At 59.7% G+C, this 14,728-nt stretch carries 15 protein-coding genes and 1 pseudogene; all 16 read left to right on the top strand.

Translation table 11 applies throughout. The features are described 5' to 3' along the window. A pseudogene (locus tag AC2VNK_RS01015) lies at positions 1-858 on the top strand (hypothetical protein); the annotation flags it as partial. A gap of 4 nt (positions 859-862) precedes the next feature. Next, complete coding sequence (locus AC2VNK_RS01020; RefSeq protein WP_486882487.1) at positions 863-1,546, top strand: DUF1318 domain-containing protein; 684 nt, start codon at positions 863-865, stop codon at positions 1,544-1,546. Beyond that, positions 1,531-2,364, top strand: a complete 834-nt coding sequence (locus AC2VNK_RS01025; protein WP_291524087.1) for a 3'-5' exonuclease — start codon at positions 1,531-1,533, stop codon at positions 2,362-2,364. Before AC2VNK_RS01020 ends, AC2VNK_RS01025 begins: the two co-directional genes overlap by 16 nt. Then, entirely contained in the window at positions 2,339-3,661 is a 1,323-nt protein-coding gene (gene rlmD, locus AC2VNK_RS01030) for a 23S rRNA (uracil(1939)-C(5))-methyltransferase RlmD (RefSeq protein ID WP_486882488.1), read from the top strand. The genes AC2VNK_RS01025 and rlmD overlap by 26 nt, the downstream gene beginning before the upstream one ends. A gap of 1 nt (position 3,662) precedes the next feature. Next, entirely contained in the window at positions 3,663-4,181 is a 519-nt protein-coding gene (locus AC2VNK_RS01035; protein WP_486882489.1) for a L,D-transpeptidase family protein, read from the top strand. Continuing rightward, the gene (locus AC2VNK_RS01040) at positions 4,182-6,323 is read left to right on the top strand and encodes an APC family permease (protein WP_291524081.1); all 2,142 of its coding nucleotides are present in this window, start codon (positions 4,182-4,184) and stop codon (positions 6,321-6,323) included. It begins immediately after the preceding gene. After that, a complete protein-coding gene (gene nagZ, locus AC2VNK_RS01045; protein ID WP_486882490.1) occupies positions 6,307-7,371 on the top strand; it encodes a beta-N-acetylhexosaminidase in 1,065 nt (354 codons plus the stop codon). The genes AC2VNK_RS01040 and nagZ overlap by 17 nt, the downstream gene beginning before the upstream one ends. 124 nt (positions 7,372-7,495) lie before the next feature. Continuing rightward, positions 7,496-7,900, top strand: a complete 405-nt coding sequence (rpsF, locus tag AC2VNK_RS01050) for a 30S ribosomal protein S6 (RefSeq protein ID WP_291524077.1) — start codon at positions 7,496-7,498, stop codon at positions 7,898-7,900. Between the two features lie 15 nt (positions 7,901-7,915). Continuing rightward, entirely contained in the window at positions 7,916-8,191 is a 276-nt protein-coding gene (rpsR, locus tag AC2VNK_RS01055; protein ID WP_291524075.1) for a 30S ribosomal protein S18, read from the top strand. A gap of 15 nt (positions 8,192-8,206) precedes the next feature. Continuing rightward, positions 8,207-9,124: a DUF2232 domain-containing protein gene (locus tag AC2VNK_RS01060; protein ID WP_486882491.1), complete on the top strand. Its 918-nt coding sequence runs from the start codon at positions 8,207-8,209 to the stop codon at positions 9,122-9,124. Between the two features lie 37 nt (positions 9,125-9,161). Beyond that, positions 9,162-9,608 carry a 50S ribosomal protein L9 gene (gene rplI / locus AC2VNK_RS01065; protein ID WP_291524071.1) on the top strand — a complete coding sequence of 149 codons (447 nt, stop codon included), beginning with the start codon at positions 9,162-9,164 and terminating at the stop codon, positions 9,606-9,608. A gap of 25 nt (positions 9,609-9,633) precedes the next feature. Continuing rightward, the gene (gene dnaB, locus AC2VNK_RS01070) at positions 9,634-11,007 is read left to right on the top strand and encodes a replicative DNA helicase (protein WP_291524069.1); all 1,374 of its coding nucleotides are present in this window, start codon (positions 9,634-9,636) and stop codon (positions 11,005-11,007) included. An 87-nt stretch (positions 11,008-11,094) separates the two neighbouring features. Continuing rightward, on the top strand, positions 11,095-12,189 hold the full coding sequence (alr, locus tag AC2VNK_RS01075) for an alanine racemase (RefSeq protein WP_486882492.1): 1,095 nt from the start codon (positions 11,095-11,097) through the stop codon (positions 12,187-12,189). Further along, positions 12,186-13,544 carry a DNA repair protein RadA gene (radA, locus tag AC2VNK_RS01080; RefSeq protein WP_291524751.1) on the top strand — a complete coding sequence of 453 codons (1,359 nt, stop codon included), beginning with the start codon at positions 12,186-12,188 and terminating at the stop codon, positions 13,542-13,544. Before alr ends, radA begins: the two co-directional genes overlap by 4 nt. A gap of 272 nt (positions 13,545-13,816) precedes the next feature. After that, on the top strand, positions 13,817-14,143 hold the full coding sequence (locus AC2VNK_RS01085) for a DUF4168 domain-containing protein (protein ID WP_486882493.1): 327 nt from the start codon (positions 13,817-13,819) through the stop codon (positions 14,141-14,143). A gap of 15 nt (positions 14,144-14,158) precedes the next feature. Then, positions 14,159-14,728: aminopeptidase P N-terminal domain-containing protein (locus AC2VNK_RS01090; RefSeq protein WP_486882494.1), on the top strand; the 570-nt coding region annotated here is incomplete at its 3' end.

The raw sequence follows: 14,728 nt of genomic DNA on the forward strand, positions 1-14,728 counted from the left end.
CATATTCCGGCGGGCGCGCTGCATGCGGAGCTGGTCCTCAATCCCCAGGGCTTTCAGTTGCAACAGCCTTTCACCCTGGCCCTGCTGGGGGGCGAACTGCATTTTCGGCATCTGGCGGCACGTTGGGCGGGACCCCGGTCGGGTTTTAGCATGAGCGGCGACTTGCGAGGGGTCAGCATGGCCCAATTGACCCAGATCATGCATTGGCCGCCGTTTACCGGGACGGTATCGGCCACCATCCCGGAACTGCAGTATCACGCGGGAGACATCACCACCAGCGGCGCACTTTCCGCCCAGGTGTTCGGAGGCGAGGTGCGGGTGGGCGATCTGCATATTGAGAATTTCCTCGGTGTTTTGCCCCTGCTGCGGGCCAACATCGGGATTGCCGGGTTGCAACTGAAGCCCTTGACTGACGCCTTCCACTTTGGCTACATCAGCGGGGTGCTCAATGGTGACGTAAAAAATCTCACCCTGCTGAACTGGTCGCCGGAGGCTTTTCAGGCGCAGTTTCATACGGTTCCCGTTCATGGCGTGTCTCAGAAAATCAGCTATGCGGCGGTCCAGAGTCTTACCAGGTTGGGCGGCGGTAACGGCATCAGCGGATTTTTTCAGGGCATGTTTCTACGGATGTTTAAGACCTTTGCATACGCGCATCTGGGGATGGGTGTGCATCTCCAGGATGGTGTCGCCGAATTGTCCGGAGTGGGGACAGAGGATTCGGGTTTTGTGATCCTTCAGGGGCAAGGGCTGCCCAGGGTGGATATAGTGGGGTACAATCGCCGGGTGGACTGGGACGAGTTGCTGGCGCGTCTGAAAACCGCCATGCATAGTGGTGCCCAAGTCGGTACAGGAGAGTGAGCAAATGACAAAGCAGGGTTGGCTGAAAACGCAGGGCTGGCGCAGTGTGCTGGCACTGGGATTGCTTATGGCGCTGTCCGCTTGTGTGACTGTCAACATTTACTTTCCGGCTGCGGCGGCCCAGAAACTGGCGGATCAGGTGGTCGGTGAGGTGTATAAGGCCGCTGCCAAGGGTGCCTTGCAGGCCCCGGTTGCTCCGGCAGTATCGGCACCGGCGCCGCCTGCCCGATCCGCCGCTTCGGCTACGGATTCCCTGAGCATGGCATCCCCCTACCATGCGGCCAGCTACCTGCTGGCCATGGGCTTCTCGGCCATCAGCGGCACGGCGGAGGCTGCCGCGAACCTCGATGCTTCCAGTCCCGGGGTGCAATCGGCGCGGGCGCAGGTGGAGGCACTGGCGACGCAAATGCATCCTTACTTTGTCAGCGGCGCGGTAGGTTACACGGCCAATGGTCAGGTGACGATCCATGATGCGGCAGCCGTGTCGCTGCCGCAGCGGGCTCCGCTCAATGGGCTGGTGGCCAGTTATAATCAGGCGCTCAGCAATCTCTATCAGCAGATAGCTGATGCCAATGGTCATCCCGAGTGGGCGGGGCAAATTCAGCAGACTTTTGCCGAGGCCTGGATCGACAAAGCACCCGCAGGATACTGGTACCAGTCGCCCAGTGGTCAGTGGCAGAAGAAATAGTCACCATCTTGCAGAATATTCTGGTTTTTGACATCGAGACAGTGCCCGACGTTGCCGGTGGGCGGCGGGTGCACGACATTGCGTTGGGGGATGACGCGGGCGTGGCGGAATTGCTGCAGCACCAGCGCCGCATCGAAACCCAGGGCGCGACGGAGTTCCTGCGCCCTTATTTGCATCGGGTCGTGGCTATTTCTGCTCTTTGGTGGCAGGGCGAGCAGGTCAAGCTCAACAGTTTCGGCAAGGCGGACGATGACGAAGCCACTCTCGTCGCTGCCTTCTTTCAGTTCATCCAGCGTCATGCTCCGCAACTGGTTTCCTGGAATGGAGCGGCCTTTGACCTCCCGGTACTGCATTACCGCGCCCTGCTCCACGGTATCCCTGCGGCCCGCTACTGGGAGCAGGGACAGACCGATCAGAGTTATCGCTGGAATAATTACACCAGCCGTTACCACGAGCGCCATCTCGACCTCATGGACATCCTCTCTGCCTACCAGATGCGCAATGTCGCCCGCCTCCAGGACGTGGCACTCTTGTTGGGGCTGCCTGGCAAGCTGGGGATGAGCGGCGCGGAGGTCTGGACCCGTTATCAGGCCGGAGAGCTGGCGGGCATCCGCCACTACTGCGAAGTCGATGTGCTGAACACAGCCCTGGTCCATCTGCGTTTTGAGCTGACCCGCGGGCATCTCGACAAATCGGCTTATGATGCCTGCCAGACGCAATTGCGGTCTTACTTACAAAGCCGGGACGAGGCCCACGTCCAGGAATTTCTCACCTTGTGGCCAGAGAATCTGCATGTCGCGTCCCAAGCCCATTCATAACGCTCAGCCTGAGCAGGTGTTTATCGAAAGTCTGGATGCCGAAGGACGCGGGATTGCCCGTGTAGAGGGCAAAGTGCTTTTTGTCGATGGGGCGTTGCCCGGCGAGCGGGTCTGGGCACGGCGTACTCAGGACCACAAGAGCTTTGATCGTGCCGAGTTGCTGCAAGTGGTCAAAGCATCCTCCCTGCGGGTGTCGCCGCCTTGTCCGCACTTTGGCGTCTGCGGGGGCTGCAGCCTGCAGCATCTGGAGCCAGCGGCGCAGGTGGCTATCAAGCAAAGACAACTGGAAGATAATCTCTGGCGCATCGGCAAGGTCCGCCCCGGACGCGTCCTGCCCCCCATTCATGGCCCGAGCCTGGGCTATCGCAGCAAGGCGCGACTCTCGGTGCGGACGCCAAAAACTCGGGGCGCACTGGTCGGTTTCCGCGAACGCAACAGCAGTTATGTCGTGGATATGGGGCAATGTCTGACCCTTGACCTGCGCATCGGGCAACGCATTCTGCCCCTGCGGGCGCTGATCGGGCAGATGCAATCGCCCCAGGATTTTCCGCAGATTGAAGTGGCCGCCACGCCGGATGCTGTCGCTCTGGTGTTTCGTCACATGCGGCCGCTGGCGGAAAGCGATCTGCAGCACTTGCGTGCTTTTGGTGTGCAACACGACCTGCAGATATGGTTGCAGCCGCGCGGGCCGGAGACCCTGCATCCTTTATGGCCGGAGCAGCCGGAACCCCTTCATTACGACCTGCCGGATTATCAGTTGCGCCTGCGTTTTGATCCGCTGGTCTTCACTCAGGTCAATCAGGCGGTGAATCAGGTGATGGTGCGCCGCGCCATGGCGCTGCTGCAGCCGCAACCGGGAGAGCAGATCCTGGATCTCTTCTGCGGGCTCGGGAATTTTACCCTACCTATTGCCCGACTGGGAGCGCAGGTGCTTGGCATTGAAGGGGATGCCCGGTTGGTCGCGCTGGCCACCGAGAATGCCGCCGCCAATGGCCTGGCGGATAAAGCCCGATATGCCGTAGCCGATCTCACCCAGGCGCAGATGGAAGATTTTGCTCCGGCGGGCGCCATCGACAAAATGCTCATCGACCCGCCCCGCAGTGGCGCCATTGAAGTGCTGCGCAGTCTAACCCCCGGCGTCCGCCGCCTGGTGTATGTCTCCTGCAATCCGGCGACCCTGGCCCGTGATGCGGCGTATCTGATACACGAACGCGGCTATCATCTGCAAGCGGCTGGCGTCGTCAACATGTTTCCCCATACCGCCCATGTCGAATCCATCGCCCTCTTTGAGCGCTGAAATGCCCCCACGCTGGCTCTGGGTGGATGTCTCCGCCCAGCGGTTGCGCGAGATGAGCGGCGCTGAGCCGCGCTCGGAGTATGTCATATCCACGGCTCGTAATGGACTCGGTGAACGGCGTGACAGCGGTTGCACGCCGCGCGGATGGCATGTAGTGCGCGCGCGCATCGGTGAAGGCCTGCCCACGACGGCAATCCTGCGCGGCCGACGCTGGACCGGTGCCTGTTGCAGCCCGGAGTGGGCGGCGGGCCAGCCGCGGCAAGACTGGATTCTTGGTCGCATTCTTTGGCTCTCCGGCAGCGAAAGCGGTTTTAATCGTGGTGGCTTTCAGGATACCTTCCGCCGTTATATCTACATCCACGGCACTGCCGATGTGGATCATCTCGGCCAGCCGGTATCGGCGGGCTGTGTGCGGATGGCGCCGGATGCGGTATGCATGCTCTTTGCAGCATGTCCTGTAAACACCCCTGTTTTTATCGGCCTGCAGCCACCGCTGCGTTCCCCCGCTAGGAGGCACTGAGTGGCCTGGATCCGCTTACCCCGTTTTCGTCGCGCCGTAAACGTGTTCAACCCCAAACTCTTCGAGAACCTTTCGCTCGCGGCCTTTCTGGCCTGGGTCGGCCTGGGTTCCGATGCCCTGTCTTCCTCCGCCTATGGTCCTCCGGAAATCTACTATGCCCTGAAGGGACATGAATATCTGGCCGTTTTTCTGGCCATCGGCATCCCGCTCTCGGTGTTTATCATCTCGGCAGGTTACAAACAGGTCATTGCTCTTTTTCCCGACGGTGGGGGTGGTTATCACACCGCATCTACCCTGTTAGGGCCGAAGGCGGGTCTGGTCAGTGGCGCCGCTTTGATTGTCGATTACATTTTAACGGCGGCGATCTCGGTGGCATCGGGTACCGAGGCGCTGCTGAGTACCATGCCTTCCTCCTGGTACAGCGAGCGCATTCTCTTGGATGTCGCTGCGTTGCTATTCCTGATCTTCATCAATTTGCGCGGTATGAAGGAATCCATCAAGATTTTGTTGCCGATCTTTATGGCTTTCGTCCTGACCCACACCATACTCCTCGGTTGGGGTCTGCTGAGCCACGTGGAAGCCGTGCCGGCCATCGCCTATAACACCGTTGCGGGTGTTCGGCATGACAGCATGCAATACGGCTGGATCTTTATTGTGGCCCTGATATTGCGGGCCTTCAGCCTGGGTGGTGGTACCTATACGGGTTTGGAAGCCGTAGCCAACGGCGTGCATATCATGCGTGAGCCGCGTGTGCAGACTGGCCAGCGCACGATGACCTTGCTGGCGACGTCTCTGTCTCTGGTCGCGGGCAGTCTGATTTTTTTGTACCTGATGTACCACGTGCATGGCCAGCAGGGGCAAACCCTGAATGCCGTGCTCTACGGCGCGATTACCCAGGGGTGGACGGTGGGGGGCATCCCCTTCGGTTCGACGGCGACACTGCTTACCCTGATTAGCGAGGGCCTGCTCCTCTTCATCGCCGCCAATACGGGTATTATCACGGCGCCTATCGTCATGGCGAATATGGCCGTCGATCGTTGGTTGCCAGAACGCTTTTCCTACCTGTCGGATCGTTTTGTATCGCGCAATGGCGTGTTGCTCATTGGCTTTGCGGCTATTGCCATCCTCCTCGCGACGGGCGGACACGTCAGCATCCTGGTGGTGCTGTACAGCATCAATGTATTCATCACCTTTACCCTGACCATGGCGGGATTGAGCCGGCACTGGTTTGCCCAGCGGCATCAGGAGCCACTCTGGCGGGGCCGACTTGCCGTCAGTGTTCTGGGCTTTATGGTCACGGCATCTATTCTTGCCATCACCATTTTCGAGAAATTCGATGCGGGCGGCTGGTTCACCCTGCTGGTCACCGCGATTGTGGTGGGTCTCGGATATTTGATCTATCGCCATTACAAAAGTATCAGTAAAATCACCGCCGAACTGGACGAAACCATGCTGGATGTGGTGCCCGAACATCTGGAGTCCGGCCCCAACCTGCCCCTGGATCCGCGTGGCGCCACTGCCGTATTTTTTGTCAGCCGTTTTGACGGCCTGGGGTTGCATACCTTGCTGACGGCGCACCGTATGGTCAGTGGCTTCGTCAAGAACTATGTGTTCCTGCTGGCGGGTATTGTGGGTCAGGGTGAGTTTAAGGGTATCAAGGCCCTGGAAGACCTGAAGGTGTATGTAGAGACTGAGGCCAACCAGTATATGGCCTTTTGCCGCAACGAAGGGATGGCGGCAACCTGGTTCGCCACCTACTCCACCGACCGTATCCTGGCGATGGAGGAATTGGCTAATGTCGCTATCCGTTATTTTCCGCAGAGCATCTTCTTTGCCGGGCGGGTGATTGATACGTCTGTGCAGGGACCCTTCCACGGACTGCTGCATGATGAAGTCAGCTTTATCGTGCAGGATCGCCTGCAGCATGACGGTTTCAGTATGATGATCGTGCCCGTGCATGTGCGCGGTATTCCCAGCCAGCCACCGAGTATTGCTCTGCCGATTTCCATGCCGCCGGATATGCAGTTGGTGCAGAACGAAGAGGTGGACAAGGAAGAAGCCAAGGCCCGTGCCGCAGCCAAGGCGCAGGCCAAGGCGCAGGCCAGTACGCAGGAGTCCACCCCCCATGCCGCTACAGACTGAGCTGCAGCGCCCCACACGGGGTCCGCTGATGGTCGATATTGCCGGTCTGCAGCCCACCGCCGCAGAATGCGCGATGCTGCGCCAGCCGGCAGTGGGAGGCGTCATCCTTTTTGCCCGCAACTGTGTCGATGCCGAACAGGTGCGCGCCCTGTGCGGCGAATTGCATGCGCTGCGTTCTCCGCCGCTCCTCATCGGTATTGATCAGGAAGGGGGGCGGGTGCAGCGACTGCGTGCCGGGGTGACGCGCTTCCCACCCATGGCGACTCTGGGTCGTTTGGCGGATCGTGATGGACTGGAAAAGGCGCAGGCGGCGGCACGGGACTGGGGGCTTCTACTCGGTACAGAACTCCGGGCGCTCGGCCTGGACATGGACTTTACCCCCTGTGTAGATCTGGATCGCGGTGTTTCTGCGGTGATCGGCGACCGTGCCATCCATCGCGACCCCGAGTGGGTGGGTGTTATCGCGGTAGCGTTCTGGGAGGGTATGGTACGGACCGGTTTGCAGGGGGTCGCAAAGCATTTTCCCGGTCACGGTGCGGTAGCCACAGACTCTCATCTCGATTTACCTCTGGATGAGCGTCCGCTCAGCGCCATTCAGGAAGACCTCCAGCCCTTCGCTGCCCTGATTGCTGCGGGGATTCCGGCGATTATGCCCGCGCATTGTCTCTATCCCCAGGTAGATACTGAACGCCCTGCTGGTTTCTCGTTGCGCTGGCTGCAGGACATTCTCCGCAAAGATATGGGCTTCACTGGTGTGGTGGTCAGTGACGACCTCAGCATGGCGGGTGCGCATGGAGTCGGCGATATGGCGGCGCGGGTGGATGCGGCACTGGCGGCAGGCGCGGACTTACTGCTGATCTGTAACGATCCGGAGGGCGCGCAAATGGCAGTCACCCATTTACAGTCCAAGGATAAGCTCCCGACGGGTGACCGCCTGGAGAGACTCGGCGGCAACGCCACGACATCACCCCTGTCTGCTACAGACCGGGCGCGCTGTCTGCAGCAGATCGAGCAATTGCGGGCTCTGGCCCCCGGATGCGCTGGCTGACGCGCAGACCAAAAGGTTAACCCCTTGTTTTTCCCGCGGCGCGTATTAGAATACGCCCTCACCTTTTACTCCTTGTTCGGGCGATAGGCGCCCGGACTCCGCAGTGAACCATAAGGAGCAACTTTTGCGTCATTATGAAATTGTGTTTTTGGTCCATCCTGACCAAAGTGAGCAGGTTCCCCAGATGATTGAGCGCTATCGCGGCATGATCGAGAGCGATGGCGGGCATTTCCATCGTCTGGAAGACTGGGGTCGCCGGCAACTGGCCTACCCCATCAAGAAGGCCCACAAGGCCCATTATGTCCTGATGAACGTGGAATGCACCGGGGCCGCTTTGGCTGAGCTGGAAGACGCCTTCCGCTTCAACGATGCGGTATTGCGCCACCTGATTTTGGCCCGCGATGAAGCTGTCACCGTCCCTTCCTTCCTGGCCCGCGATGAGACGGATCGTCGTGACCGCAGTGAAGAAACCGCCGAAGGCGAGAGCGAGCCGGACCACAGCGATAATGAAGCCGTAGTAACGGCTTAATCAAGGAGATTTCAGATGGCATTTAATCGGGACAGAGATCGGGATAGTGATGGCGACAAGCGTGGCGGTGGCAGTAACTTTACCCGTCGCCGTAAGTTCTGCCGTTTCAAGGCAGAAGGCGTCAAAGAGATCGACTACAAGGACCTGAAAACCTTGCAGGCCTATGTGGGTGAGACGGGTAAAATCGTCCCCAGCCGGATTACCGGAACCAGCAATTTGTATCAGCGGCAGTTGACTACAGCGATCAAACGCGCCCGTTTTCTGGCGTTATTGCCCTACGTCGTGCGTTAAGGCACTGGCGTTCCGGTGGCGGCGCAGACAGAAGGTGGGGTCTTGCGCTGGTTTCTCAGCGGACGCTGGCAAGCCGGCATCAGTATTGCTGTACTTTTTAGTGTTGCGGGACTGGTCCCCTTTCTTGCCGGGCCGTTACTGCTCAACTGCATCGCTTTGGTGGCGCTGGTTACCCTGCAGGCCGGACGCAAGGAGAGCTTCGAGGTTCTGCTGATTGCCGGGGTCGCCTCCGCACTGTTTACACTGAACCCGTGGTATGGTGTGGCGTTTGCTTTGGTGGCCTGGCTGCCGGGGCGGCTGTTGGGGGAAGGCTTGCAGTGGGACCTGCAGTGGGGCGGGGTAGTTTGGGTGACTATCGGCTTGTCTGTTTTAACGCTGGTGCTCTCGCTTTGGGTCATACCGCAAGGGGTGGGTCCGGCCTTCTGGCAAACGCAGATGGAACATTTGCTGGCGCCAGCGCGTAAAGAGTTAAGTACGACACAGCGCCAGATATTGGGTGACATGATCCGCTTGATGCCAGGGATTCTCGCCGCCGGTATGGCGCTGCTCTGGACGCTGGCAGCGTTGCTGGCCAGTCGCTGGCGCGAACGTTTCCAGGGTATTCTGGTGCCGCAGCGGGTGTTTCGGGACTGGGTGCTGCCGGATCGGCTGATCTGGTTGCTCGTCGTGACGTTGTTGGGCATCGGCCTGCTGCATGGCAATGCGCTATGGCCGGTACAGAACCTTGCCATTTTGGTCGGCGGCCTGTATCTGCTGCAGGGCCTGAGTTTTGTGCACCTGTGGTTTGCGTCAAGGGGCTGGCCCCTGATCGCGCTGGCGGCTTTTTATATTGGACTGATCCTGCTTTCACAGTTCCTGCTGGTGGTTGCTGTGCTGGGCATTGTGGATCGTGTTTTTCACTTGCGCCAACGGCTTGTCGGCTCGCGGTCCTGATAGCGGTTTTGCAAGGAATTTTTTGGAGGGATTTGAAATGAAAGTGATTTTGCTGGAACGTATCAACAAGTTGGGGCGTCTGGGTGATGTGGTCGAAGTGCGACCGGGCTATGGGCGCAATTTTCTGGTGCCGCAGGGGAAGGCCATAGTGGCCAACCAGCGCAATCTGGAAGACTTTGCCGCGCGTAAAGCGGCTTTGGAGCATGTCGAGTCAGAGCGTTTGCAGGCGGCTCAGAAACGCGCTGCCGCGTTGGCGGAAGCCGTGGTCAAAATCGCCTTGCAGGCGGGCGAAGATGGCCGTTTGTTTGGTTCAGTGGGCTTGCATGATATCAGCGCTGCGCTGGCGGCTCTGGGTCATGAAGTGGCCCATTCGGAAATCCGCTTGGCGGATGGCCCGATCAAGCGGATAGGTGAATTCCCGGCGCGATTGCATCTGCACCCGGAAGTGGAGCTGGACGTGATGGTGTTCGTCGAGCGCGCCTGACCCCGGCGCTGGCGGGGACGGCGGAGTGTTCGAGTCTGCGGACTATGGCGGCGGGGTTAAGGCACCGCCGCACTCTATTGAGGCGGAGCAATCCGTCATCGGTGCCCTGCTGATTGATCCCGATACAGCGGATCAAGTGACCGAGGCGGTGACGGCCGAAGATTTTTATGAGCGTCGTCACCGCCAGGTTTTCCAGGCCATCAGTGCCATGTTGGGTGCCGGGCGGGCGGTAGACGCCGTCACGGTCTCCGAGTGGTTGCAAGATCACGAGCAACTTGCTGAGGTGGGCGGGGTGCAGTATCTCCTCATGCTGGCCAACGAGACACCCTCGGCGGCCAATGTGCTCGCCTATGCACGCATCGTGCGGGAGCGGGCTACCCTGCGCGATCTCATTCGGGTTGGTCGGGAAATTGCCGAGCTCGCCTATCGTCCGGAAGGGCGGGAAGCCCAGGCACTGTTGGACGAGGCGGAAAGCCGGGTCTTTCAGCTCGCCGAAGGGCAGCAGCGGGCCGGTGAAGGCTTCAAGCAACTCAAGGATGCACTCCCGGCGGTCATCGACCGGATCGAGACCATCGCCCGCGAGAAAAAAGGCGTCACGGGTCTGTCCACAGGCTTTGCCGATCTGGACGAGAAAACCTCCGGCCTGCACCCGGGCCAGCTCATCATCGTCGCCGGTCGTCCGAGTATGGGCAAAACCTCTTTCGCCATGAATATAGCTGAGCATGTCGCCTGTAATGAAGGCAAGCCGGTGGCGGTTTTCAGCATGGAAATGCCGACGGACGAGATCGTCTTGCGGGCACTCTCGTCGCGGGGGAGGGTGGACCAACACCGCTTGCGCAATGGCAGCCTGGGTAATGATGACTGGCCGCGCATCGCCCATGCCATCGGTGAACTCGGCAATGCGCCGTTGTTTGCGGACGACTCGGCGGCGCTGACGCCGACGGATTTGCGCTCGCGGGCGCGTCGGCTGAAGCGAGAGCATGGTTTGGCGCTGATTGTGGTCGACTATCTGCAACTCATGCAGGTGCCGGGGAGGGGGGACAATCGGGTCGCAGAGATTTCCGAGATCAGCCGTTCGCTCAAGGCGTTGGCCAAAGAGTTGTCTATCCCGGTGATTGCGCTCTCGCAGCTCAACCGCAGTCTGGAAAGCCGTACCGAAAAGCGTCCGCAGATGTCCGATCTGCGTGAATCCGGCGCTATTGAACAGGACGCCGATCTGATTCTCTTCCTTTACCGCGATGAGGTGTATTACAAGGACAAGGAAGAGGTGAAGGGCATTGCCGAGGTGATCATCGGTAAGCAGCGCAACGGACCCATCGGGACCGTGCGGATGAGCTTCTTCGGTGAATATACCCGCTTTGAGAATTATGCGCCGTCCGGGGATAGTTTCGGGCATTAGTTGCGTGCACCAAGCCGGATCACCAGCGCGCCGTCCATGCATTTCTTTCGCGGGATTTTTTCGCGCTTTGGGGTGTATCATTAGTCCATGACCCGCCCGATTGTTGCCGATATCTCCGCTGCCGCGCTGCGCCATAATGTAGCGGTGGTGCGCGAATATGCACCACACGCACAAATTATGGCGGCGGTGAAGGCGAATGCTTATGGGCATGCGGTGACGCTTTGCGCCCCAGTGCTGGCTGAGGCCGGAGTGGACGCCTTTGCGGTGGCCTCCCTGGAAGAGGCGGAAACACTTCATGCACTGCGTCTGGAGCGGCCGGTTTGTCTGCTCGGGGGGCCTTTTGACGCGGAGGAGGTCGCCGTTGCGGCGGCGCGGGGCTATCTGCTCGTTATCCACGAAGAACGCCAGTTGCAGTGGCTGGAGACCCATGCTGCCGATGCTACCTTGCACCTGTTTATCAAGGTGGATACGGGTATGCACCGGCTTGGTTTTACCCCGGAACGGTTACCAGCCCTGTTTGCCGCTTTGCAAAGCTATCCCCGCTGGCAGGTGCTGGGGCTGATGAGTCATCTCGCCCGCTCCGATACGCCGGACGACCCCTTCAATCGTCAACAGGCAGGTGTTTTCGCCGAGGCCATTGCGCACGTCGGCCACGCCACCGCAGGTCAGCACAGCCTCGCCAATTCGGGGGGGGTACTGGCGCTGCCCTTTACCCATCAGCACTGGGTACGCCCCGGACTCATGTTGTACGGGCTTTCGCCCTTCGCCGGGCACACTGGTAGCGAGATCGGCTTGCAACCCGTTCTGTCCTGGCGCAGTGCAGTGGTGGCCATCCGCGAGCTCGCCCCCGGTGACTGGTTGGGCTATGGTGCTGCCTGGCAGGCTCCTGCGCACTGTCGGGTGGGGGTCGTGGCGGCAGGCTACGGTGATGGCTATCCGCGTCACCTGGGTTCGGAGGCGCCGGTTACAGTGGCCGGACAGGCTACCCGGGCTTTGGCACGAGTGAGTATGGATATGCTTTTTGTAGACTTGACGACCGTGTCGGCGGAAATCGGGGCTTCCGTCGTGCTCATGGGGGCTGGCGGACCAGCCCTTGAATCCCTGGCGGCAAGACTCGATACGATCTCCTATGAATTGAGCTGTCGTATGCAGATGCGCGTTCCGCGCCAGTTGATCTCATGAGCCGCGACAAAACCCTCTTTGTCTGTCAGGAATGCGGCAGTACCAGCAACAAATGGCTGGGACGCTGCCCGGATTGTGGCGCCTGGAACAGCTTCGTCGAGCAGCGCGTGGAGAAGGTCGGGGCCAAATCCCAAACCACCTATGCCACGGCCAGTCCGCCGCAATTTCTGCATGCGGTGCCGATCACGGATGTGGGGCGCAGCACGACGGGTCTGGCAGAGCTCGACCGGGTGCTGGGCGGCGGACAGGTGCCGGGAGCCGCCATTCTCTTGGGCGGGGAACCGGGTATCGGTAAATCCACCCTCCTGCTTCAGACCGCCCATCATCTGGCCCAGGCCAGTAAGGTGCTTTATGTCACCGGGGAGGAGTCCGCGGCACAAGTCGCCTTACGCGCGCAGCGCTTGGGGCTGGGCCAGAGCTCCGTACGGGTGGTCGCCGAAAACCATCTTGAAGCGATTGAGGGTCTGCTCCAGTCAGAGCGACCCGCACTGGTGCTGGTGGATTCTATCCAGACCGTCTATACCGACACGCTGCAATCGGCCCCTGGCTCGGTAGCGCAAGTGCGGGAGTGCGCGGCCCGTCTGGTGCGTTTCGCCAAAGCTACGGGCACCACGGTCTGGCTGGTCGGACATGTGACCAAGGAAGGGGCCATCGCTGGTCCGCGCGTGCTGGAACACATGGTGGATACTGTCCTCTATTTTGAAGGGGAGGCGGGTAGTCCCTACCGGATTGTGCGTGCCATCAAAAATCGCTTTGGCGCTGCCAACGAGCTGGGCGTTTTTCAGATGCATGAAGAGGGCCTGAGCGAAGTCGCCAATCCTTCGCAGCTCTTCCTGTCGCAGCATGATCGACCCGTAGCAGGGAGCGTGGTGCTGGCGACGCAGGAGGGGACCCGCCCGCTTCTGGTGGAAGTGCAGGCTCTGGTGACGCCGAGTCCGCTGGCTAACCCCCGCAGGGTCGCCATCGGCCTGGACCCTAACCGCCTCTCCCTCCTGCTGGCCATCCTGCATCGTCACGGTGGCAGTATGTTTTTTGATCAGGATGTTTTTGTGAATATCGCAGGTGGAATCAAAGTCAACGAACCCGCCGCCGATCTGGCGGTAGCCCTGGCCCTGCTCAGCAGTTTTCGCAATAAACCCTTAGAGGGGCGCCGGGTGGTTTTTGGTGAACTCGGCCTTGCGGGAGAAGTGCGTCCGGTGGCGGCTACCGAAGCGCGGATACGTGAAGCCATCAAGCTGGGCTTCACGGGCGCTATTCTCCCGCGTGGCGAAAAGATTTTGAGCGCCTCTGCTTTTAAGCTGTGTCCGGCCGCCCGTCTTGGCGACGCGATAGAGGCGGCTTTCGACGGAGAGTAAGCCCCTGCGCGTCTGCTGCACTATAGCCGTCGGCCGGATAGCTTGCAATATCTTTTCGGAGCGGTTAGGGTGGCTTGGGAGTGCGCATGAGAAATCACATAATTTACTGATATGTGAAGCTATTCTTGCATTTTTTCTGATAGTCTGAGAGGAGAGTTATTATGCAACAGTCTACCATTTACTCTGCTGCACAGGGCGTATTTCATTCATCCAGGTGTGGATTTGCAGGGACCGCTCTGTTTGCTTTGGGTCTGTTTGGTCTGGGGACCAGTATGGCGTTCGCCTCTGGTATGGAGACATCGGCGCCAGGATTGGTGCGCACTGCAATGACTGCGGGTGCCGTGGCAAGCCCTGCTGAGATAAAGAATTTTGCGGCTGCGGTTCGGGGGATCAAGCCACTTAACGAACAGGTCCACAGCGCCCTGAGTCAGAAGAATATCACCGCCACCAAGCGGGAAGAGTTGAAAAAATCCTACATGACCAGAGTAAACAGTATCCTTGCCAGTAATCATCTGACAGCGGAGCAGTACTCCAGCCTGCTCAAGCAGACGCAGAGCGATCCGGCATTTGCCAAACAGGTTGAAGCGGCTATGCAGTAAAGCGCCATTCCACCCATGCCCAAACTCAATTTACCCCATCCTGATTATTCTGCTCGCCGCAGTCATCTGATGCAGAAAATGCACACCGCCGGTGTCGCGATTATACCCACCGCCACACCCAAGAGCCGTAACAGCGACGTGCAGTATCCGTTTCGTGGTGACAGCGACTTCTTGTACCTGACCGGCTTCGTGGAGCCTGAGGCCGTGCTGGTACTGGTTCCTGGGCGCGCTGATGGGGAGCAGATCCTGTTCTGTCGTCCGCGTGACCCGGAGCGGGAAACCTGGGATGGGCGTCGTGCTGGGCTGGAGGGTGCTCAAGAGCAATGTCAGGTGGATCGTTGCCTCTCGATTCATGACCTGAATGATGTCCTTCCACAACTGCTGGAAAATCGGGAACTACTGTTTTATCCCATGGGTCAGTCCACGGATTTCGACGCGCGGGTAATGCACTGGCGTAATGTCGCCAAGAGCAAGATTCGCCAGGGTGTGCGCTACCCGCTGGAAGTGGTCGATGTTGCTGATCTGATCCATGAGATGCGGCTGTTTAAGGATCCTGAAGAGATCAAAATTCTGCGGGCGGCGGTG

This window comes from Acidithiobacillus sp. TH-A35 (assembly GCF_057473505.1).

Excerpts from the sequence above, each read along its gene's own strand:
- AC2VNK_RS01020 (WP_486882487.1), top strand. The coding sequence starts at position 863 with ATGACAAAGCAGGGTTGGCTGAAAACGCAGGGCTGGCGCAGTGTGCTG.
- rlmD (WP_486882488.1), top strand. The coding sequence starts at position 2,339 with ATGTCGCGTCCCAAGCCCATTCATAACGCTCAGCCTGAGCAGGTGTTT.
- AC2VNK_RS01035 (WP_486882489.1), top strand. The coding sequence starts at position 3,663 with ATGCCCCCACGCTGGCTCTGGGTGGATGTCTCCGCCCAGCGGTTGCGC.
- nagZ (WP_486882490.1), top strand. The coding sequence starts at position 6,307 with ATGCCGCTACAGACTGAGCTGCAGCGCCCCACACGGGGTCCGCTGATG.
- rpsR (WP_291524075.1), top strand. The coding sequence starts at position 7,916 with ATGGCATTTAATCGGGACAGAGATCGGGATAGTGATGGCGACAAGCGT.
- rplI (WP_291524071.1), top strand. The coding sequence starts at position 9,162 with ATGAAAGTGATTTTGCTGGAACGTATCAACAAGTTGGGGCGTCTGGGT.
- alr (WP_486882492.1), top strand. The coding sequence starts at position 11,095 with ATGACCCGCCCGATTGTTGCCGATATCTCCGCTGCCGCGCTGCGCCAT.
- radA (WP_291524751.1), top strand. The coding sequence starts at position 12,186 with ATGAGCCGCGACAAAACCCTCTTTGTCTGTCAGGAATGCGGCAGTACC.
- AC2VNK_RS01085 (WP_486882493.1), top strand. The coding sequence starts at position 13,817 with ATGGCGTTCGCCTCTGGTATGGAGACATCGGCGCCAGGATTGGTGCGC.